This is a genomic window from Draconibacterium halophilum, assembly GCF_010448835.1.
Lineage (GTDB): Bacteria > Bacteroidota > Bacteroidia > Bacteroidales > Prolixibacteraceae > Draconibacterium > Draconibacterium halophilum.
Genome location: NZ_CP048409.1, coordinates 3723311 through 3744479 on the forward strand (window position 1 = coordinate 3723311; position 21169 = coordinate 3744479).

A 21169-nucleotide genomic window follows, 5' to 3' on the forward strand; every position below is an offset into this window, starting at 1 on the left:
GTCCGTATTTTTAATTTTTAAATTCTTCTAATCCGCTATTCAGCCACTCAATAAAATCATCAGCATCAGGATCGTATCCGTAACCTTCAACCAATTCTTTTTCATTGTTATCTACTATCACATAATAAGGCTGCGTATTTCTGTTGTATCTCGAAATCTGGAAATCCGTCCATTTATTTCCGATTGACCTTACTTTTCTTCCGGTTGTTTCGGAAACATATTGTTCTTCTTCCGGTAATTTAGTTTTCAAATCAACATACAGCGAAACCACCACAAAATCTTCAATGAACATTCGTTTTACTTGTTGATTCACCCACACGTTATCCTCCATTTTCCGGCAATTTGTACATCCTTTACCCGTAAAATCTATCAACAAAGGTTTTCCGGTTTCACGGGCGTGCGCTAAAGCGTCGTAGTAATCGTCAAATAATGGAATTCCGTGCGGCCCGATGTGCATACCCGAAGTCATTTCACCAGACGAATTACCTGAAGCATAAGCTCCGGCAGGCATCGTACGGCCCACACCAAGTGGAGATTCGGCATAATCAACCGGAGGCGGGAACCCACTTATCAGTTTTACCGGTGCTCCCCATAAACCGGGGATCATATAAATTACAAAGGCAAATACCATTGTTCCGGTAATAAATCGTGAGACCGGCAAATGATTCATTGGCGAATCGTGCGGCAACTTAATTTTTCCCCAGAGATACAGCGCCAGCCCCATAAAAATGGCAATCCATATGGCGATATAAACTTCGCGTTCAAGAATATGCAAATCAAGCACCATGTCGGCAATGGATAAGAACTTAAAGGCAAATGCAAATTCCAGAAATCCTAACACAACTTTAACTGAATTCAGCCATCCGCCCGATTTGGGTAACGAATTTAACCATCCCGGGAACGCGGCAAACAAGGCAAAAGGAATGGCCAGTGCCAGAGAAAATCCCAGCATACCAATTACCGGCGCCATTCCACCGCTACGGGCTGCTTCAACAATTAATGCACCTACAATTGGCCCGGTACACGAGAATGAAACCAGTGCAAGAGCAAAAGCCATAAAGAAAATTCCCAGCAATCCGCCTTTGTCAGCCTTCTTATCTACTGCATTTACCCAACTGCTGGGCAGTACAATCTCGAAAGCTCCCATAAACGAGAAAGCAAATACAAAAAGCAGCAAAGCAAAAAACAGGTTAAACCACGGATTGGTAGAAAGACTGTTTAAACTTTCTGCACCAAACACTGCGGTAACAACCGTACCCAATATCACATAAATAAGAATGATAGATAGTCCGTACCATAGTCCGTTGCGAATACCGATGGCTTTTGTTTTACTTTGTTTGGTAAAAAAGCTTACCGTCATTGGTATCATCGGGAAAACACAAGGCGTTAATAGGGCTGCCAATCCTCCCAAGAAAGCCAAAAAGAAAATACTCCAATAATTTCTTGTATCACTATTATCTGTTGTGTTTGAATCTGCTGTTTCCGTGACGAGTTGGCTGTCACCGTCCAATTCAAAAGAAAATTCAGCCTGAATGGGAGGCGTACACATTTCGTCGTCGCAACTCATAAACTCAATGTATCCGCTTACAGCGCCGGTTCCATTAGTTTTAACTTTCTGGGTAAACGAAACTTCATCCTCGAACCATTTCAAATCCATTTGAAAGGATTGGTCAAACTTTTCCACTGCCACTTTATTCGCGGTTGGTTCTCCCAACAATTCGGTATTTTTAAGATCTTCAAAATAGAAGCTGGTTTTAATAGGTCCACCTTCCGGCAAATCGGTTGAATACATGTGCCAGCCTTCGTCAATTGTAGCTGTAAAAACCAGTTCAAACTCGTTATCCGAAATTTTGTTTTGCGAAAAATTCCATTTTACCGGTTCAACAATTTGTGATGAAGCCAGCAAAGCGGCAGTAAGTAAGAAGACAGTAAACAGTATGCGTTTCATTCCTTTTTGGTTTTATTAAATAAACTTTGATCTATTTTTTCAAATGTGTTAACCGTATTTTTACGATTGATACAAATTTATGATGAAAACAACTAAATACCCTAAACTGTTTTACAAAAGAAGTATGTACAGGGATTGAAATAGGGTCTAGACCCCCTGTATTTACTTTTTAATGGAATGATAAAAATCGACAGCATCTTTACGCGTTGACACATTTAACTGCCTGTATATATTGTTAATATGGGTTTTAACAGTACTTAATTCTACAAAAAGTTCCTGTGCAATTTCTTTATTGCTTCTTCCAGCGGCTAAAAGGCTTAATATTTCCTGTTGTTTTAAAGTTAATCCATCGTAAACAGGTTTCAGATTGTTTGTAGTAACATTTTCCCGGCTACGCATTTTATTAAATTTACGGGACAGACTGATCAGAAAGAGAATGAGCACTAAAATAATAAGGGCTTCAACAAGCATTAACCAATCTTTCCATTTGGGCTGCACACCAGGCATTTCACACACGAATTCTCGAAACCCAATCAGTTCATCCAACAATTCAGAATAGGCTTCAGTATAAGGAGTAACCGGAAGTTCGTCTTCCAGCCTCTTCTGAAAATTAAAATAAAAATCACTGTTTCTTAAAAAATCGGTTTCTTTATCATCAATGTGGTACAGTGCATAAAGCCCAACATACGGATTTTCAGCACCGGCAACAATGGTATGGATGAAGTTTTCGAGCTCTTGAGACAAGAAAGTACTTTTTGCTTTTGGCAATTCACGACTCAATTCACCTCTCTGCTCCGCGAATTTCTCCCCAAAATCAAAAATCGCTTTACTGGCTTCACTACCTCTCAACTCCATTACTTCAAGCGAGTTGTTTTGAGTAGTTGCCGTTAATATAATTTCCGACTGCCTGTCCAAAAGCAAATGAAAATAATTTTTGTTTTGAGTTGCGCTAAACTCTACCGATGCATTATCGCCCTGTACAAGGTACAGCCGGTAAAAGCGTTCGTCGTCAGGAACAGATTGTGTGTTGATCTCAAAACTACCATCGGGGTTAATAAATGTTTCGGCAATAATAAAATCGGGTGATGCAACAAAAATGTCATCTGGAGAATTTAGCAAAGCCAGAAATACCTTTGGCTGCCACCGCTCGGACAAATTGATAGTACCTTTTATTTCGAGTGCAGACGAAGAACTAACAATAAAAAGGAGAGAAACTATATAGCACAGTTTTTTCAATAACATCAGAATTATTTTGCTTACTGCGAAAATAAAAAAAGCCGTTCAATATTGAACGGCTTTCCTTTATAAAATAATTTCTTCCTCATTCTCGTCAAAAAAATGATATTCCAGATAGGAATATGAATTTACAGCTTCTACGTTTACCCATTTCAGGTTTTTAAAGAACCACTTGTTTTGTGGACTTTTCCAACCTTTTGTAAGATAAGCAGCTGTATAAGGATGAACTTTCAGATTCAGTTTCTTCTTGTTCAGTTCCTTTAGCGCGTAGTTCACTTTACCGTCAATTTCGTCGGCAAATAAAACAGTAGGCACAACATTTCCACTTCCTTTACAGGTCGGACAGCTCTCGGCAGTCTCAACCTTTTCTTCCATGCGTACTCTTTGCCTGGTAATTTGCATCAGGCAAAACTTACTCAGCGGAAGAATGTTATGCTTGGTCCGGTCGTCGGCCATAATCGCTTTCATGTGATCATTCACTTTCTGGCGATTAGCCGCGACATGCATGTCGATGAAATCAATTACTATGATTCCTCCCATGTCTCGCAACCGTAATTGTCTTGCTATTTCGTCGCAGGCAGCCAGGTTTACTTCCAGAGCATTTTTTTCCTGGTCGTTTCCGGCTCTTGCGCGATTCCCGCTGTTTACATCAATAACATGAAACGCTTCGGTGTGTTCTACGATTAAATAGGCACCATCTTTAAATGATACTGTTTTTCCGAACGAGGCTTTTATTTGTTTATCAATGCCGTAATGTTCGAAAATTGGCTGACGTCCTTTGTAGTGTTTAACTATCTTTTTCTTGTCGGCCTGAATGCTACCTATGTAATCGGCAATTTCTGACGCTACCGATTGGTCGTTTACAATAATGCTGTTGAAGTCGGGATGATAAATATCGCGCAGCAGGGCTGTTGTTCGGTCTATTTCGCCAATAATTAGCGATGGAGCCTGTGCCCTGCGAAGCTTTTGAAAAGAAGTTTCCCACTTTTCTACCAAACGTCGAAGCTCTTTATCAAGTTCTGCTACTTTTTTACCTTCAGCTACAGTGCGGATTATTACTCCATATTTGCGCGGTTTAATGCTTTGGATCAGTTTTTTCAACCTGTTCTTTTCTTCGGTTGATCTGATTTTTTGCGACACTGAAATTTTGTCGCTAAACGGCATTAAAACCAAATTCCTTCCTGCAATGGAGATCTCTGATGTTAACCGCGGGCCTTTTGTATTTATTGGCTCTTTTGCAACCTGAACCAATATTTTCTGACCAACTTTTAATAGCTCGTTTACTTTACCTTCTTTGTTAATGTCGGGTTCTGAATGAATCCGCGAGATGGAAGAAATTCTGTTTTTTCTTGATGAGGCAATTCGCAGGAATTTATTTAGCGTTGCGAATTGTGGCCCCATGTCGAGGTAATGTAAAAAAGCATCTTTGCTGTAGCCTACATCGATAAAAGCAGCGTTTAAACTGGGCATAGTTTTCTTTACTTTGCCGAGATAGATATCTCCGACAGCGAATTTTGCCCCGCTTCTTTCTCTGGATAGTTCTGCAAGCTTCTTCTTTTCCTGTAAGGCAATAACAATTTCGGATGGAGTTACATCAATTATTAAATCGCTACTCACAACCTTTTAATCATCTACTTCTTTTGGTTAATACTAATCGTTATAACAGATTAAACCTAAAGCATAATTATGCTTTAGGTTTAATCATTAACTATAAGAAATTAAATCAATAAAATCTTATTTTTTCTTTTTGTGCCTGTTTTTACGCAATCTTTTTTTGCGCTTATGAGTGGCCATCTTGTGTCTCTTTCTTTTTTTACCGCTTGGCATAACTCTATTGTTTTACTTGATTTTTAACTTCTGATACAAATGTTTTCGCTGGTTTAAACGAAGGAATATTGTGTGCAGGAATGATAATGGTTGTATTTTTAGAAATATTACGGGCAGTTTTTTCTGCTCTTTTCTTAACAACAAAACTACCAAAACCTCTTAAGTAAACATTTTTTCCATCAACCAATGAATCTTTTACGGTTTCCATAAAAGCTTCAACTGTTTTCTGAACAGTTACCTTTTCAATTCCCGTTTCTTTCGAAATTTCATTTACAATATCTGCCTTAGTCATCTCTTAAAATATTTAATTTTCAATATATTAATCGTTTTTAATCGAGGATGCAAAAATAAAAAATAATATAAAACCGGAAAGCATTTCAATTAAATTATTTTTGTTTTTCTGTAAGATTTTTAAACAGTTAGCATAAAATGGACAATTTTCTGACGAACATTTACAAATGGTACAATATAAATAGGCGGGATTTACCGTGGCGAAAAGACCGCGATCCATATAAGATTTGGCTCTCGGAAATAATTCTCCAGCAAACGCGGGTTGAGCAAGGCAAAAATTACTTTAACCGCTTTGTAAAGAACTATCCTACGGTAAATCATTTGGCTAATGCGCACGAAGACGAGGTGCTAAAACTCTGGCAAGGACTGGGTTACTATTCCCGCGCACGTAATCTTCACGCTACGGCAAAGATTATAGACGCGCAATACAACGGAATATTCCCAAACGATTACAAAAGCATTTTGGCTTTAAAAGGGGTTGGACCATACACAGCTGCTGCTGTTGCGTCCATCGCTTTTAATTTGCCCTACCCGGCAGTGGATGGTAATATATATAGGGTACTATCGAGGTATTATGGAATTCAGACTCCGATTGACTCCTCAAAAGGCAAAAAAGAATTTCAGGAGCTGGCCGGGGAACTGATTCGGGGGCAAAATCCCGGTATGCATAACCAGTCGCTTATGGAATTCGGGGCTCTGCAGTGCGTACCGAAGTCGCCGCAATGCTCGAATTGTCCGCTTGTAGATTCCTGTTTTGCCTTTAAAAACCGACTTGTTACCCATCTTCCGGTAAAAGAAAAGAAGACCAAACAGCGACATCGCTATTTTTACTATTATTTATATGATATGGGCGATTCAATTCTTCTGGATAAAAGATTGGGCAACGACATCTGGCAAAATTTGTATCAGCTACCATTGCTTGAACGCGAGAAAGCACTTTCTGATTCCGAATTATTAAAGTCTGATCCACCAATTAAGTATCCGGAGGTTAATATTAAATATATAAGTGGGCAGAAAAAACACATTTTGAGCCACCAAATCATTCACGCAAAATTGATATACCTTGAAGTTCAACCCAATTTTAATAATCCGTTGCCTCTAATTCGGGTAAATAAAAAAGATATTTCTAAATTTGCTGTATCCCGACTGGTAGAACAGTTTTTACATGAGGCCGGATTGGGACTAGAATAAAAACCGATGAATAATTACAGAATAGTAAATATCTGAAAATGTTAACCATATAAATTTAAAATTATGTCAGTAAATAAAGTAATTCTTGTTGGAAACGTAGGAAAAGACCCTGAAGTACGTCACCTTGATTCGGGTGTTGCAGTAGCTAACTTCCCTTTGGCAACATCAGAAAGTTATAATTCAAAAAGTGGTGAACGCGTTACCACTACCGAGTGGCACAATATTGTATTGTGGAGAGGATTAGCAGAAGTGGCTGAAAAATACGTAACCAAAGGACGTCAGTTGTATATAGAGGGAAGAATAAGAACCCGCTCGTACGACGACAAAGACGGCAACAAACGCTACATTACTGAGATTTATGGCGATCAGATGACAATGCTCGGCACCCGTGCTGACAACCAGGGTTCATCAGAACAAGGGGGAGCCACCCAAAACTCTGGCTCTAAATCCACTCCGCAGGTTTCCGAACCTGATATTGAAGAACCGGAGGGAGACGAAGATCTTCCTTTCTAACCAAAACTTTAAAACTTGGATACAGAACCGCTTTTAAGTTTAGCCGCTATCGGCTCCTGGCAAATTCAACTACACCCTATCAGTCCTGAAATTATAGTTTCAATAGTAATTGTATTGTTTTTACTATTTACCTCGGCATTGATAAGTGGCTCAGAAGTAGCTTATTTTTCGTTATCGGCCAGTGAAAAACAAAAATTAAGAAAGAAGGGCAAAAACAACGAGCGCGTATTACACAACCTGAAGAGTCCGGAAAAATTATTGGCTACAATTTTGGTGACGAATAACTTTGTAAACATTGGCATTGTTATTCTAACCGCCTTTATTTTTAATAATTTAATCTCGTTTGAGAATTCGCCAACCTTACAGTTCCTATTTCAGGTTGTGCTCATCACTTTTTTCCTCTTGCTTTTTGGCGAGATCTTTCCAAAAGTTTATGCCACCCACTTTGCATTGCAATTTGCCCGTTTTATGGCCTTGCCACTACAAACTTTAGAGAAAATATTCCGTCCTGTGAATGCCATCCTAATCTATTCCACTGGGTTTGTAAACCGCCGGCTAATGAAACACAAAAAGAACATCTCGATGGATGAAATTTCGCAGGCACTTGAATTAACATCAGATCAAGAGCTTTCAGACGAAAAAGATATTCTGGAGGGGATTGTTAAGTTTGGAAACAAAAGCGTGGAAGAAATTATGACTCCCCGCGTTGATGTTGTTTCCATCGATATAAAAACAAATTTTGAGGAAGTACTGGAGATTATAAACGACTCGGGGTATTCAAGAATCCCTGTTTATACCGATTCATTCGACGAAATAAGCGGGCTGCTTTATATAAAAGATATACTTCAACACAGTCACAAAAACAAATCGTTTAAATGGCAAACATTGATACGACCGCCATTTTATGTTCCCGACACCAAAAAGATTAGCTCGCTTCTGGAAGAGTTTCAGAAAGCCAAAGTACACATTGCCATTGTGGTTGATGAGTATGGAGGGACCTCCGGCATTGTATCGCTGGAAGATATTCTGGAGGAAATTGTTGGCGACATTACTGATGAGTTTGATGATGAGGAAAGCTTCTTTACAAGATTGTCGGAAAATTCTTACATCTTCGATGCTAAGGTTTTACTAGGTGATTTTTACAAAGTTCTAAATTGCGACGACACCATTTTTGACGACGTAAAAGGTGATGCCGATACACTCGCCGGTCTTATTCTTGAAATAAAAGGCGAGATTCCTTCGTTAAAAGAAGAAGTAAAATGTAAGCCCTTCACATTTACTATTGAAGAGGCAGATAACCGTCGTATTAAACAAATAAAGGTGGTTCTTAATCAATAAATGTGACTAAAAATTTAAGGGAATGAGATTCGCGTATATACTTTTATTACTTGTTTTTTTATTGGGATGCAAAGAGGACTACACCCCCAAGCCGCGAGGCTATTACCGCATTGCCTTTCCCGAAAAAAGCTACACCCCACTGAATCGCTCTTTTCCTTATGATTTTGAAATACCGGAGTACGCACAAATAGAAAAAGACACAAGAAACCGGAACGAACCTTACTGGATAAACATTGCTGTGCCCGAAAATAAAGTGGAAATACACATTTCGTATTACGACCTGAACAGCAAACAAGACGACAAGAAGTTATTGATGGAACTGATGGAAGAAACGCGAACACTAGCCTATAAACATTCGATAAAAGCAGATGCAATAGACGAACGTTTATTTTTAAATCCTGCAAAAAAGGTGTACGGAACGATTTACGCCATTGATGGAAATGCCGCTTCGCCCATGCAGTTTTTTTTAACCGACAGCACCCGCCATTTCTTACGGGGCGCCTTTTACATTCGCGAAGTTCCCGACATAGATTCCTTGAGTCCGGTAATTAACTTTATAGAACCCGATATTATACACATTATTGAAACCACAAGCTGGAACTAATGCCGCTCACTCAGAAAATAACAATACAAAACGGCACCATTGGGGTATGGAATTTAAAAGAAACAGCTGATGATTTATTAAAGATCTGCAAATTAAATCCTTCGGATACCGGGCGTTTAGAATCTTTCAAGGCCGAAAAGCGTCGTAAAGAATTTCTGGCCAGCCGATTGTTACTACAAACACTTTTACCCCAATGCCCTGAAATTATTTACCAGGAAAAATCAGGAAAGCCTTCGTTAAACAATTCTAACTTAAATATTAGTATCACGCATTCCGCCAACCTGGCAGCAATAATTTTATCCGAAAAAAGTATTGGAATCGATATTGAACAACTCGACCGAAACATAGATAAAGTGGTTACGCGTTTTGCCAATCCTTCAGAAATCAGTTTTATTGAAAAAAGTAATGATCCCCAATTACTAAAAATATTACTTTGGTCGGCAAAAGAAGCTATTTTTAAATGTTCCGGAATTCAAGGTGTTCAATTTAACGAGCATATTAACATCGCTTCGTTCGACTATTCGGCACAACCGCATTTTAACGGGAGTTTAAGCCACGCTACAGGAAAATTCTACTACGATTTATTTTTTCGAATAATTGAAAACAATGTTCTGGTTTATTGCGTTCAACACTAAAATTCAATCATGAAGAAAGCAGACGATCAAATACTCATTATATTCGGTGCATCGGGAGATCTCACAAAACGTAAATTAATTCCGGCACTTTTCGAACTTTTCAAGCAAAATCTGTTACCTGAAAATTTTGCCGTACTTGGCGCTTCGCGATCAGCACTATCTGATGATGAATTCAGAAAACGAGCCGATGAATTTATTCCTGACAATCAGGAGCGGGAAGCATTTAAAAAGCTGCTATTTTATCAACCGGTTCAGAATAAGGAAGTTGATGATTTTATCCCGTTAAAGGAGCGGCTTAAAGAATTGTCCGACTCATTGGGCATTGCAACTAACTATGTGTTTTATTTGTCAACTCCCCCATCGTTGTACCCGGTAATTCCAAAAATGCTTTGCCTGAATGGCCTGTCTAAATCAGAGAATAATTTCAGACGATTGATTGTTGAAAAACCTTTTGGAACTGATTTAAAGTCGGCGAAAGAATTAAACAAGCAGCTACTCAATTATTTCGAAGAGGAACAGATTTATCGTATCGATCATTACCTGGGCAAAGAAACGGTGCAGAACATGCTTGTAACACGCTTCTCAAACGGAATTTTTGAGCCACTCTGGAATCGCCGCTATATTAAACGCGTAGAAATCACATCGGCTGAAAGTTTGGGAGTTGAAGGACGCGGCGGATATTACGATAGCTCCGGAGCATTGCGCGATATGCTGCAAAATCACCTGTTACAGGTGGCCGGGTTTGTTGCCATGGAACCACCCGTTGTTGTAGAAGCCGATGCCATTAGAAATGAGACACTAAAAGTATTTCAGTCTTTACGACCGATTCACGAAAATGAAGTGTCGCGTTACGTAATTCGGGGCCAATACACGGCCTCAACTATTGGAGGCAAAAAAGCAGCAGGTTACCGCGAAGAGCCTGGTGTGGAAAAGTTTTCACGAACCGAAACATTTGCAGCACTAAAAATTTTTATTGATAACTGGCGCTGGGCCGGCGTGCCATTTTATATTCGCACAGGGAAAAAACTACCTACACGTGTAACCGAGATTGTTATTCATTTCAGAAAAGTACCACACCATTTGTTTGGCAATGCAAGTTCGGATAGTAACAACCAGCTTATTATCCGTATTCAGCCCGACGAAGGAATTTTGCTGAAATTTGGGATGAAAACACCGGGAGCCGGATTTAAAGTACAAACCGTAAACATGGATTTCCATTACTCTGATCTGGCCGACAAAAAGGTTCCGGCGGCTTACGAACGCCTGTTACTGGATTGTATGCAAGGCGATCCAACACTCTATTCTCGCGGCGATGCCGTTGAAGCTGCCTGGGAGTTCGTTCAGCCGATACTTAACGCATGGGAAACCAATCCTGAAATTCCGATTTACGGTTATCCGGCCGGAAGTTGGGGACCGGAAGATTCTGCAAAATTAATCGCTAACGGAGATTGGCGCTATCCGTGTAAAAATTTATCGAACGATGGCTTGTATTGTGAACTTTAATCTGCATATTGTACATCTATTTGTGAATAAGCTATAAACGAACCGACATGGAAACTTTTACAGAGGTCAAAATCTTTTCGAAACCGAAAAATGTTTACAAAGCCATTGCGAAGGAAATTATCCGAATGGTACAAAATTCAAACCAGGAAGTTTTCGATATTGCACTGTCCGGAGGGAATTCACCAAAGGGGCTTTTCAAAAAGATCAGTAAAAAATATGCCGATCGGATTCCATGGGAACGTATTCATTTGTGGTGGGGCGACGAGCGCTGTGTACCTCCAACCGACGAGCAAAGCAATTACAAAATGACGGTTGACTATCTGCTGTCGAATATTTCAATACCAAAAGATAATATCCACCGAATAAAAGGCGAAGAAGATCCGATACAGGAAGCACTGCGCTACTCTGAAGAAATGGAGCGATGCTTAAACTCGCGAGGAGTTGATCCGGTTTTCGACCTGATTATTCTTGGACTTGGCGACGATGGACATACCGCCTCAATTTTTCCCGACCAGTTGGAACTTTTTGAACACAAACAGAGCTGTGCAGTAGCCGTTCATCCGCTTACCGGGCAAAAACGTATTACCATTACAGGTAACGTGCTTAACAATGCTAACCAGATTTTTTTCATGGTAACCGGGTCAAATAAAGCATTGCGTGTTTCAGAAATTATGAATGATAACGACGCCGCACAATTGCTGCCGGCGTACTATATTTCGCCAGCCAACGGTACTTTAACCTGGTTTTTAGATGTTGAGGCAGCGGCCCAGATTCAGTAGAAATTGAACGCTGAGGACACTGATTTTGCAGATTCTCACTGATTTTATCCTCGATAATCCAGTTATCTGCGTTCTAAATTCAGAACATCCTCGCCAAAACGAATGGTTTCGGCAATTACCTCTTCCACACTACCCGATGTTAACTCGCAGGCAATTACGTGGTCGCCGGCTTCAGGAAATGCTTTTTTCACTTTTTTATTTGGTACGGTTCCCAGCTCATTAAACATATCTAACATCGCATCAACGCTAACTGTCTGATCCTGATGCTCATCATCTTTATAGTAGTAGCCAAGAAATACCGGTACATGTACCCGGTTGAAAGTCTCGCTAGTCATTGTAGCTTCAACCAACTGTTGTAAATATACCAGTGCCTCTACCCTGTACTTACAGTTCCAGTATTTGCAATCTACCGAATCAAAATCATCGTTAGTAATACGATATTTACCACCCATTACATTCCGGGCAATTTGCAGTCCCCAGGGTTTCGACAACAAAAACATGCTACTGTTATTTACTTTAATGTTTGGCGAATAAAGAATCAAACCATCTATGTATTCCGGGAAGTCGGCTGCCAGTTTTAATCCAAGTGTGCCACCGGTCGATGTACTCATTATTATTACTTTCTGCCCCAGGGTGCGTGCCACCATCATGGCTTCTTTTGCCGAAGCATACAATTTATCTGGTGTCATATCAATCAACGGATCTTCGGTAACCAATCCATGATTGTGCAAACGTGGTATGTATAAATTGGCTCCTAAATGCTGGGCAAAACGTTCATGTGCAGGGTGGCCTTCGTACCACGACGCCGAAAATCCGTGCAAATACAACACGCAATAATTTGTACGTTCCTTTATCGAATCATTAGCCCAAACTATTCGCGACTCATTATCCGGTTTTACAGAAAATGAAGCCTCTTTTTTTTCTATATAACTCTCGATGTTAGCAATACTTGCCGAAAGTGATGGCAGGTCTTTATTCAACTCGGGTTTTGGTGGTTTTGGCCCTAACAGGTAAGCAATTATCACTAAAACTATGGCTATCAGTAAAAAGCGCTTTATTCTTTTCATATTGAAATTGAATGTCCACATTACGAAATTTAATACACTTTATCAATCGACATGCGGTGGTTTTATTTTAGCGGAAAGATACAAGAGTTAGAGGAAATTTAGTAGTTCAAAATATAATTTTCTTGTTTGCTTATTAAAATTCAATCACCAGTTGCACTGCTTCATTTTCTTCCTTTTTAAATAAAAAATTGGAAAGCGTAAGACCGAGCAATCGAATTCCTTTTAGAAACCCACCTTCCGATTTCATCAATTTCAGGCTTTCGGAAATAAAACTTTCCTTTGAATTAATGTATGGCTCAATGGTTTTACTGCGTGTATGTTGCTCAAAGTCGGCATATTTAAACTTTAGCGTTACCGTTTTTGCTTTTACTTCTGACCGTTCTGCCCTCTCCCAAACTTTTTCGGCAAGTACCAGTAGTTCCTTTTTCAGCTCCTCCTCTAAAAACAGATCTTTCGAAAACGTATTTTCCGCACCTACCGATTTTCTTTCGCGCGATGGCTGCACCTCGCGGTTATCAATTCCGCGGCAGATACCGTAATAATAATTACCGGCTTTGCCACACATACGGGTGAGCTCCAGTCTGTCAATCAGTTTCAGGTCGCGACCATATCGCACACCAATATCATTTAGCTTTTTGGCCGTCACTTTTCCAATTCCAAAAAATTTTCTGATCTCCAGCTGATCAATAAAATCCTGCGCCTTAGCGGGCGTTACCACAAACATTCCGTTGGGTTTATTAACATCGGAAGCCACTTTTGCCAGAAATTTATTATACGACACTCCTGCCGAAGCAGTTAAGCCGGTATCTTCAAATATCTGTTGCCGGATCTCTTTGGCGATTAATGTTGCAGAGGGCAGGCCTTTTTTAGCATACGTAACATCAAGGTAAGCCTCATCGAGTGAGAGCGGTTCTACTAAGTCGGTGTACGCTAAAAAAATACTTCTGATTTGTGAAGATATCTCCTTATAGCGATCGAAACGATGTTTTACAAAAATTAGATCGGGACACTTTCGTTTGGCCACTTTCGACGACATAGCCGAGCGCACCCCGTATCTCCGGGCTTCGTAACTGGCAGCAGCAACAACACCCCGATCGCTGGTTCCTCCAACTGCTATGGGTTTTCCACGCAGCTCGGGATGATCCAATTGTTCTACTGATGCAAAGAAGGCATCCATATCAACATGTATTATTTTACGATGTTTCGCTATCTGCATTTTAAGTCAGTCCTACTACTTTACGAAAATAGTGAAGTTGTGGATTTAATTGAACCTTTAGTAATTTATTCATCGCTCCGAGAAATACCCCCTCTAATTAATTCTTAATATATTAGCAAAAATTTTTGTGACAAAGAGAAGAGAATGGAAACAAGAGATATTTTAATTAAAATCCGGAAAATAGTTCGTTCAGTAGACATCGAATCAAAGAAAATTCAAAAAGAACATGGCGTAAGTATTCCCCAGGTTCTGTGTTTAAACTTCCTGCGGGAATCGGATACGTATCAGACAACACAGGGAGAATTACGAAAATTTCTGAATCTGAATGCAAGTACAGTTAGCGGCATAATAAACCGCCTTGAGAAAAAAGGATACCTTGCCCGACTTCCCAAATCGGGCGATAAACGCGTTGTAAATATTGCGCTCACCTCGGCAGGCGATAAACTATTAAGCGCTATGCCTTCGCTTCTTCATGAACAACTATCAGAAAAACTTTTACAACTTAGCGATGAGGAATTTGAGATTGTTGAAGCCGGTTTGAATACGCTGGTTAAAATACTCGATATCGAAAAAATAGAAGCCTCTCCATTAATCACCCTCGATTCGGACCTGGGCGAACAATAGCAATTCTATGTTCCATTATTACCGGGACGAGAATTCTCCGAATAAAAAAACTGATCTAAATATATTTCCCAATTGCATGATTTAACCGGCTACAGGAGTAATCCTGGCAAATTATTTCGGGAGTTAATGCTTTGTTTTTAAGCGTTAAAACTATGAAGCTTCAACCTCTCCTGCCTCAACAACTTCAAAGTCTTTATTGATTAGAAGATCTGCCTTTGGTTTTAAGGCCAGCATACTCTGGTGTTCCATTTCCAATACCTGAAACCTAAAATCATTGACATCTTCTTTTCCACGACCACCACGTTTTGTTTTAGTATCGTGGTAGGTTAAACCAATATAAACTCGCAAATCAACTTCCTTAATCTTAATCGCATACAGCCCGTCAACAACGAGAATGTCAATATCTTTGAAATTTGTAATAAGTTTGTCAATTTGTTTCGACACAATATCAACGCAAGGCATTAACGCTTCACGGCCTTCTTTAAACTCTTTGATATTACGTTTTAGTAAAGTCCAATCATACTCTTTAATTCCAACCTTTCCAATACCTTTTTCTTTGCGCCAATCATTTCTCAAATTAGGCGGAATTTTATAATAGTTGTCGGTGTGTAAAATTTTCACCCGAGCTCCTCCCTTTTTCAGCAGTAAAGCCAGGGAATGAGAAAGTTCAGATTTCCCTGCACCCGATTCACCTGATATTGCAACAATAAAACGGTACCCCTTTTTCTTCGCACTCAGCTTTTCCTGAAGGCGAACATTAATAGATTCCGCAGCTTCTTTGTGTTTGTCCTGAATTAATAATACATCCCCCAGCATCAGATAAAACCTTTTTGTTAATAGTTAAACACTTCTTTTTTATTGGCGTACAAAAGTATTTTTTTATCCATTAAAATAAAGTGAATTTGGTCAGAAATTTCACTTTTTACTCTAATTGCCAATTTGTTTCTTGTTAAATCAACAAAGTATTGATTTTGTTTAAACCAAAAGCTAAATTTTAGTTTCTCCCATTTGGATGGCAGCGATGGATTGATTTCAAGAATTTCTTTTTTGAAATTAATTCCGGCAAAAGTTTTCATGATCATTAAAACCGTAGCTCCCATCACACCGGCATGGATACCTTCGGCTGTTGTACCTCCCTGAATATCGCTGAAATCACTTTGTAATGCGTCAAGATAAAGTTGGTCACCATCTTCTTTTATTCCACATTTATTGGCTAAATAGGCATGCACTACCCTACTTAAGGTTGACCCGTGCGAAGTTCGTTTCAGGTAATATTCATAATTCTTACTAAGAAAATCATCGGGCAAATGCCGGCCCGATTTCTCGACGATACTTTTCACATCTTTCTCATCAATCGTATAAAAAGTCATTAGTGTGTCGGCCTGTTTAGCCAATTTAAAATCATCGGGCGATTTTCCTTCAGCTTTTAATATGCGGTCGAGACGATAAATATTGTTATACTTTTTTCGGTAAGCTTCCCAATCCAATTCCTTTAGTTTGAAATAACCATCGAACTGCTCGATTATGCCATTATCAGACACAGGAATATGCAGTTTTTCTTCTATTGTATTCCAATAATCAAGTTCCTTTTCTTCGAATTTAATGGATGTAAAAACTGATTGTTGTGCAGCTTCTGGCAGTTTATTCAGAATTTCGCGCGACTTTTCGAAAAGCCAGGCCACCATAATATTCGTATAGGCATTATCTGTTAGTCCTCCACCCTTTGTATTTGTATTGGTTTCATGGAATTCATCGGGTCCCATCACATTGGCAATACTGTACTGGTTGTTTGTATCTTTTTTGGCTTTGCTGGCCCAAAATCTGCAAATCTCGAGGAACATTTCTGCTCCGTATTTCTTCATAAACTCTGTATCGCCGGTAACATGAAAATAATACCAGACGTTGTATGCTATGGCTATTGAAACATGACGCTGCAGCGAACTGTAATCATCGCCCCACTCACCTGATACGGGATTTAAATGGATAACCTGCGTTTCTTCGCGACCGTCGCTTCCGCTTTGCCACGGGAACATGGCCCCTGAATAGCCGTGTTGTTTGGCATTGGCACGTGCTTCATTCAGTCGACGATAACGATACATTAAAACCGACTTTGCCACATTGGGCAACAATAGGTTGTAGAGTGGCAGAATATACAATTCGTCCCAAAAAATATGTCCGCGGTAAGCTTCGCCATGCAGCCCCCGCGCTGCAATACTGGCATCAATATTTGTGTTGTTGGGCGATGCGGCAACCATAAGATGAAACAGGTGCAAACGAACCAGCATTTGCGATTTTGAATCGCCTTCGATTACAATATCAATCTTTTGCCAGAGCTTTTTCCATGCGGCTTTACTTTCATCCAAAACCTCGGAATAACAACCGGCTCTCTCTAATGTGTCCAAACTACTCTGCAATGCGTCTGCAACATCGTCTTTTTTCGATGTATAAATCGAAACTATTTTTTCAATTTTAACTTCTTCATTCTGCCGAAGTTCACAGTTAAATTCGGTAATCAGTTTTCCTTCCTCAGTTCTTGAATTCAGTTCAGCCAACTTCTCTCCTTCGATTTTGACGGTATGTTTTACGGCTTCTGCTATTTCTATTTTCGATTGCGAAGTGCGGACTTTTAACCAACCACCATTTTTTGTTGTCTTCTGGTCAACCGGTTCGATATGCTTTTGGTTGAGGTCGCGGTAACGTGTTACACCGTCATTAATAATTTGGCCATCGAGTGCTGATTGAAAAGAGATTTTTGCGGAGTAATTAAGAGGTTTTAATCGATAGTCCATTGCCACAAGGTGCGGATTGTGCATGCTCGCAAATCTTTTGCTGCTTATGGCTGTCTGTCGGCCCTTTTCGTCTTCCACAACCAAATATTTATGCAATTGACCACTGCAAAAATCGAGTTTCCTATTTATTGAAATCAGTTTACAATTATTTACATCGAACCACTCACCGCCATTAATTTTAAAATTCAGGTATAACCAGTTTGGGACATTAACAAAATCTTCATTTTCAATGTCTTTATCGGCAATTTTTGAAGTTGATCGATTGTATAATCCTGCAATGTAAGTTCCCGGGTAATTGGTGTCTGAAGCGTTTGCTTCTTCCATTGCTCCACGCGATCCGAGGTAACCGTTTCCGATGGTTAAAAGTGATTCGCGCGATTTTTCTTTTTTAGCATCGTAGTCGCTGTATTCCAGCGACCAGCTGTGAAAGGTTTCCGGTTTATCTGACATAAAATTATTGGGTTTTCATTTATTAAATTGGGTAAATATTTTGTTCAAACCATCGATGCCACTAATCTCCTCTATATCCTCAACAACAATATGAGCTCCTGCTTCCTTCAATTCTTTTACATTGTTTTCGCGGGCAATGCCAATGGTTAATCCGAACTTCCCTTTGATTCCGGCTTGAACACCAGAAACTGCATCTTCAACAACAATCGATTTATTGTATGCTTTATTAACTATATCACAAGCTGAAGTAAAAATATCGGGTTCGGGTTTTCCGTGCAAACCGAGCTCAGCGGATACTACACCGTCAACTCTGGCATCAAAAACGTCCAACAAATTAACACGCTCCAATACCGGTTTACAATTTTTGCTCGACGATGCTACTCCCAGTTTAATTCCTGCCGATTTTAATTCATAGATTAATGCTTCTGTTGATGGGTAAACTTCGGCGCCTTCTTTCTCCAGGACTTCGTTAAACGCTATGTTTTTTCGGTTACCTAATCCGCAAACTGTTTCCATATCAGGAGTATCAGAAGCGTCTCCAAAAGGGATATCGATGCCGCGTGATTCCAGAAAAGACGCAACGCCTTTGTATCTTGGTTTTCCATCAACGTAAGGCAGATAATCCGCTTCATGAGTGAATTCAACAAATTTTTCGCCGTGTTCTTGTACCCGCTTTTGAAGGTACTCGTCAAACATTTTTTTCCAGGCGGCAGCATGTGTTAATGCGGTTTTGGTTATAACCCCATCCATGTCGAAAATTACTGCTTCAAAACTCAGATTTTTATTCATTTTGCTATTTATTCTGTAACAACAAAAAATTGTTACTAGTGTTTATAGTAATCTGTAATAACTTCGATTATTTGAAGTGTTGCAAAATAAACGGTATATTCGTTTCTGAACAAAAATATTCGAACTCAAATTCAAAAAAAAGATACAATGAAACGTTTATTCATGATTTCAAACAGGTTGCCTTTGGTAGTAAATGATAATAACGGGGACAAAGAGCTGATTCCGTATGGTGATAGATTTGATACAGGATTGCGTAATTTTTACCGTTCGTTTGACATAAAATGGGTGGGCCGTGCAGGTATAAACATCGATGAGATTAACGAATCGGAGAAACAATATATCGACAACAAATTCAGATCAGAAAACTGCATACCTATTTATCTGGATCGGCAATTAAACAGTGAATTTATTGAAGGTTTTTGCGACAATACAATCTGGCCCGTTTTTAACTATTTTATCGAAACATCACGTTATAATCCCGATTTCTGGGAATCGTACAAAGAAGTGAACCAAATTTATGCTGATGCAATTGTAAAGTACATCACCGAAGACGATATTATTTGGGTACACGACTATCATTTAATGCTGTTACCAAAACTAATAAGGGAGAAAATGCCCAATGTTTCTATTGGTTATTTTCAACACATCCCATTTCCATCGTTTGAAGTTTTCAGGTTGTTACCGTGGCGAATGGAGTTACTGGAAGGAATTCTGGAAGCCGATCTTGTTGGGTTTCACACCTACGATTATCAGCGACATTTCATGAGTTGTGTTAGACGGCTACTCGGCCTCGAAACCATTTTTAACCGTATTCGCCTTGATGAGCGTGTGGTAAAAGTTGATGCTTTTCCAAAAGGTGTTGATTTCGAATTCTTTAATAACACGGCTCAGGAATTGGCTACCAACAAAGAAGCTCAGCATTCTGACATTAGAATGGAGCTGCAGGAGTTTTTAAAAAGAGACAAAGAGCGAAAAATTATACTATCGATTGACAGACTGGACTACACCAAAGGAATTCCGGACAGGATAAAAGCTTTTGAATTATTCCTCAACAAGTACCCGGAATATAAGGAAAAAGTAAGCTTGTTTTTATTTGTGAGACCATCGCGCGAAAATGTGCTTGATTACCGCGAACTAAAAAAACAAATGGACGAGCTGGTTGGCCGAATAAATGGTATGTACGGCTCGATAAGCTGGATGCCTATCTGGTATTTTTATCGTACCACCGACCGCATGGAAGCTCTGGAGTTATATTCCAGTGCCGATATTGCATTAATAACGCCTACCAGAGATGGTATGAATTTGGTTGCAAAAGAATACCTGGCAAGCAGATACGATAAAACCGGCGTTTTAATATTGAGCGAAATGGCAGGGGCAGCAAAAGAATTGGGAGAGTCTCTTATCGTAAACCCGAATAGCCGTGTTGATGTAGCTGAAGCCATTTACCAAGCTTTAAACATGAGCAAGTCGGAGCAGGTAGAACGTAACTCGGCACTGCAAAAAAGATTGAAAATCTACAATGAGGAACGGTGGGCCAACGATTTTATTAATAGCCTTGAAGGAGTAAAGAAACTGCAGGAATCGAATTACACCCGGAAAGTTACCAATCAATTTATTAAAAAGTTGGTTGAAAAATATAAAAGCAGCAAAAAGCGAATCATTTTCCTGGATTACGATGGCACATTGACCGGATTTCATAACGACCCGCAAAAAGCCATGCCCGACGAAGAACTGTATGGAATTATGGAGAAGCTGACGTCGAATAAAAATAATACGATTGTTGTTATTAGTGGTCGCGATAAAGAAACTTTATCAAAATGGTTTAAGAAATACTATGATAATCTGGCATTTATTGCCGAACATGGAGTTTGGAATAAGAATCCCGGATCGGAGTGGACCATGAGCAGCCAGATTGATAAAGAATGGATGGACATTATTGAACCGGTATTGCAAAATTTTGTAGATCGTACTCCACGATCGTTTATCGAATATAAAAACTATTCGATAGTGTGGCACTATCGGCATGCCGACCCTGACATGGGCCAACAAAGAGCCTGGGAGCTGAAAGATGATCTGAAAAATTACATCGCCAACCTAAATCTTGAAATTATGGACGGTGATATGGTAATTGAAATAAAAAATGCCGGCATCAATAAAGGGATGGCAGCATTAAACAAACTTGGGAAAGAAAACTTTGATTTTATACTCGCCCTTGGCGACGACTGGACGGATGAATATACATTTAATTCCATGCCCGATTCGGCTTATACCATCAAAGTAGGCACAAAAACCACAGCAGCTCATTATTACATAAACGATGTAAAAAGTGTTAGAAGTTTATTGAAACACCTTGAGAGTTAAGCAAATGG

General features: G+C 39.5%; 18 protein-coding genes. 9 read left to right on the forward strand and 9 right to left on the reverse strand.

Going from position 1 to position 21169, the window contains the following annotated elements:
- Positions 1–10: 10 nt before the first annotated feature.
- The 4 genes from G0Q07_RS15040 to G0Q07_RS15055 all read right to left on the reverse strand — a co-directional run bounded on the left by G0Q07_RS15040 (position 11) and on the right by G0Q07_RS15055 (position 5303).
- Positions 11–1948 carry a protein-disulfide reductase DsbD family protein gene (locus G0Q07_RS15040; RefSeq protein WP_163347630.1) on the reverse strand — a complete coding sequence of 646 codons (1938 nt, stop codon included), beginning with the start codon at positions 1946–1948 and terminating at the stop codon, positions 11–13.
- Between the two features lie 162 nt (positions 1949–2110).
- Positions 2111–3190: a helix-turn-helix domain-containing protein gene (locus G0Q07_RS15045; RefSeq protein ID WP_163347632.1), complete on the reverse strand. Its 1080-nt coding sequence runs from the start codon at positions 3188–3190 to the stop codon at positions 2111–2113.
- Between the two features lie 60 nt (positions 3191–3250).
- The gene (locus tag G0Q07_RS15050; protein WP_163347635.1) at positions 3251–4801 is read right to left on the reverse strand and encodes an Rne/Rng family ribonuclease; all 1551 of its coding nucleotides are present in this window, start codon (positions 4799–4801) and stop codon (positions 3251–3253) included.
- A gap of 214 nt (positions 4802–5015) precedes the next feature.
- Positions 5016–5303, reverse strand: a complete 288-nt coding sequence (locus G0Q07_RS15055; RefSeq protein WP_163323374.1) for an HU family DNA-binding protein — start codon at positions 5301–5303, stop codon at positions 5016–5018.
- A gap of 137 nt (positions 5304–5440) precedes the next feature.
- Between G0Q07_RS15055 and mutY the strand changes: the two genes are divergently transcribed.
- From mutY to pgl, 7 genes are all read left to right on the forward strand, one after another.
- A complete protein-coding gene (gene mutY / locus G0Q07_RS15060) occupies positions 5441–6493 on the forward strand; it encodes an A/G-specific adenine glycosylase (RefSeq protein ID WP_163347637.1) in 1053 nt (350 codons plus the stop codon).
- A gap of 63 nt (positions 6494–6556) precedes the next feature.
- Entirely contained in the window at positions 6557–7006 is a 450-nt protein-coding gene (locus G0Q07_RS15065; protein WP_163347639.1) for a single-stranded DNA-binding protein, read from the forward strand.
- A gap of 15 nt (positions 7007–7021) precedes the next feature.
- Positions 7022–8344, forward strand: a complete 1323-nt coding sequence (gene gldE, locus G0Q07_RS15070) for a gliding motility-associated protein GldE (protein ID WP_163347641.1) — start codon at positions 7022–7024, stop codon at positions 8342–8344.
- A 22-nt stretch (positions 8345–8366) separates the two neighbouring features.
- Positions 8367–8948, forward strand: coding sequence for a gliding motility lipoprotein GldD (gene gldD, locus G0Q07_RS15075; RefSeq protein WP_163347643.1), 582 nt, complete (start codon positions 8367–8369; stop codon positions 8946–8948).
- Positions 8948–9583, forward strand: a complete 636-nt coding sequence (locus G0Q07_RS15080; RefSeq protein WP_163347645.1) for a 4'-phosphopantetheinyl transferase family protein — start codon at positions 8948–8950, stop codon at positions 9581–9583. The genes gldD and G0Q07_RS15080 overlap by 1 nt, the downstream gene beginning before the upstream one ends.
- A 9-nt stretch (positions 9584–9592) precedes the next feature.
- Positions 9593–11086, forward strand: a complete 1494-nt coding sequence (gene zwf / locus G0Q07_RS15085; RefSeq protein ID WP_163347647.1) for a glucose-6-phosphate dehydrogenase — start codon at positions 9593–9595, stop codon at positions 11084–11086.
- A 47-nt stretch (positions 11087–11133) separates the two neighbouring features.
- A complete protein-coding gene (gene pgl / locus G0Q07_RS15090; protein WP_163347649.1) occupies positions 11134–11865 on the forward strand; it encodes a 6-phosphogluconolactonase in 732 nt (243 codons plus the stop codon).
- A gap of 62 nt (positions 11866–11927) precedes the next feature.
- Here the strand turns inward: pgl and G0Q07_RS15095 are convergent, their stop codons facing one another.
- The gene (locus tag G0Q07_RS15095; RefSeq protein ID WP_163347651.1) at positions 11928–12932 is read right to left on the reverse strand and encodes an alpha/beta hydrolase; all 1005 of its coding nucleotides are present in this window, start codon (positions 12930–12932) and stop codon (positions 11928–11930) included.
- Between the two features lie 133 nt (positions 12933–13065).
- Entirely contained in the window at positions 13066–14148 is a 1083-nt protein-coding gene (dinB, locus tag G0Q07_RS15100; protein ID WP_163347659.1) for a DNA polymerase IV, read from the reverse strand.
- Positions 14149–14292: 144 nt separating this feature from the next.
- Here dinB and G0Q07_RS15105 point away from each other — a divergent pair, with 144 nt between their 5' ends.
- Positions 14293–14772 (forward strand): MarR family winged helix-turn-helix transcriptional regulator, encoded by a 480-nt coding sequence (locus G0Q07_RS15105; protein WP_163347662.1) that lies wholly within the window; start codon positions 14293–14295, stop codon positions 14770–14772.
- A gap of 150 nt (positions 14773–14922) precedes the next feature.
- Here G0Q07_RS15105 and G0Q07_RS15110 read toward each other — a convergent pair whose 3' ends face one another.
- Genes G0Q07_RS15110 through G0Q07_RS15120 form a run of 3 tightly spaced genes read right to left on the reverse strand, consistent with a single transcriptional unit; the run spans position 14923 to position 18800 of the window.
- A complete protein-coding gene (locus G0Q07_RS15110; RefSeq protein WP_163347664.1) occupies positions 14923–15588 on the reverse strand; it encodes a uridine kinase family protein in 666 nt (221 codons plus the stop codon).
- 17 nt (positions 15589–15605) lie between these two features.
- Positions 15606–18011, reverse strand: coding sequence for a glycoside hydrolase family 65 protein (locus tag G0Q07_RS15115; RefSeq protein ID WP_163347666.1), 2406 nt, complete (start codon positions 18009–18011; stop codon positions 15606–15608).
- A 15-nt stretch (positions 18012–18026) separates the two neighbouring features.
- The gene (locus G0Q07_RS15120; protein ID WP_203532566.1) at positions 18027–18800 is read right to left on the reverse strand and encodes a beta-phosphoglucomutase family hydrolase; all 774 of its coding nucleotides are present in this window, start codon (positions 18798–18800) and stop codon (positions 18027–18029) included.
- Between the two features lie 147 nt (positions 18801–18947).
- On the opposite strand from G0Q07_RS15120, the gene G0Q07_RS15125 reads away from it, so the two are divergent.
- Complete coding sequence (locus G0Q07_RS15125) at positions 18948–21161, forward strand: bifunctional alpha,alpha-trehalose-phosphate synthase (UDP-forming)/trehalose-phosphatase (protein ID WP_163347669.1); 2214 nt, start codon at positions 18948–18950, stop codon at positions 21159–21161.
- Positions 21162–21169 lie beyond the last annotated feature (8 nt).

Bases quoted from the DNA above. Each gene is read 5' to 3' on its own strand.
- G0Q07_RS15125 (WP_163347669.1), top strand. From the start codon at position 18,948: ATGAAACGTTTATTCATGATTTCAAACAGGTTGCCTTTGGTAGTAAAT.
- G0Q07_RS15080 (WP_163347645.1), top strand. From the start codon at position 8,948: ATGCCGCTCACTCAGAAAATAACAATACAAAACGGCACCATTGGGGTA.
- G0Q07_RS15055 (WP_163323374.1), bottom strand. From the start codon at position 5,303: ATGACTAAGGCAGATATTGTAAATGAAATTTCGAAAGAAACGGGAATT.
- G0Q07_RS15065 (WP_163347639.1), top strand. From the start codon at position 6,557: ATGTCAGTAAATAAAGTAATTCTTGTTGGAAACGTAGGAAAAGACCCT.
- G0Q07_RS15120 (WP_203532566.1), bottom strand. From the start codon at position 18,800: ATGAATAAAAATCTGAGTTTTGAAGCAGTAATTTTCGACATGGATGGG.
- G0Q07_RS15115 (WP_163347666.1), bottom strand. From the start codon at position 18,011: ATGTCAGATAAACCGGAAACCTTTCACAGCTGGTCGCTGGAATACAGC.
- G0Q07_RS15040 (WP_163347630.1), bottom strand. From the start codon at position 1,948: ATGAAACGCATACTGTTTACTGTCTTCTTACTTACTGCCGCTTTGCTG.
- G0Q07_RS15045 (WP_163347632.1), bottom strand. From the start codon at position 3,190: ATGTTATTGAAAAAACTGTGCTATATAGTTTCTCTCCTTTTTATTGTT.
- pgl (WP_163347649.1), top strand. From the start codon at position 11,134: ATGGAAACTTTTACAGAGGTCAAAATCTTTTCGAAACCGAAAAATGTT.
- gldD (WP_163347643.1), top strand. From the start codon at position 8,367: ATGAGATTCGCGTATATACTTTTATTACTTGTTTTTTTATTGGGATGC.
- zwf (WP_163347647.1), top strand. From the start codon at position 9,593: ATGAAGAAAGCAGACGATCAAATACTCATTATATTCGGTGCATCGGGA.
- G0Q07_RS15110 (WP_163347664.1), bottom strand. From the start codon at position 15,588: ATGCTGGGGGATGTATTATTAATTCAGGACAAACACAAAGAAGCTGCG.
- G0Q07_RS15105 (WP_163347662.1), top strand. From the start codon at position 14,293: ATGGAAACAAGAGATATTTTAATTAAAATCCGGAAAATAGTTCGTTCA.
- mutY (WP_163347637.1), top strand. From the start codon at position 5,441: ATGGACAATTTTCTGACGAACATTTACAAATGGTACAATATAAATAGG.
- dinB (WP_163347659.1), bottom strand. From the start codon at position 14,148: ATGCAGATAGCGAAACATCGTAAAATAATACATGTTGATATGGATGCC.
- G0Q07_RS15095 (WP_163347651.1), bottom strand. From the start codon at position 12,932: ATGAAAAGAATAAAGCGCTTTTTACTGATAGCCATAGTTTTAGTGATA.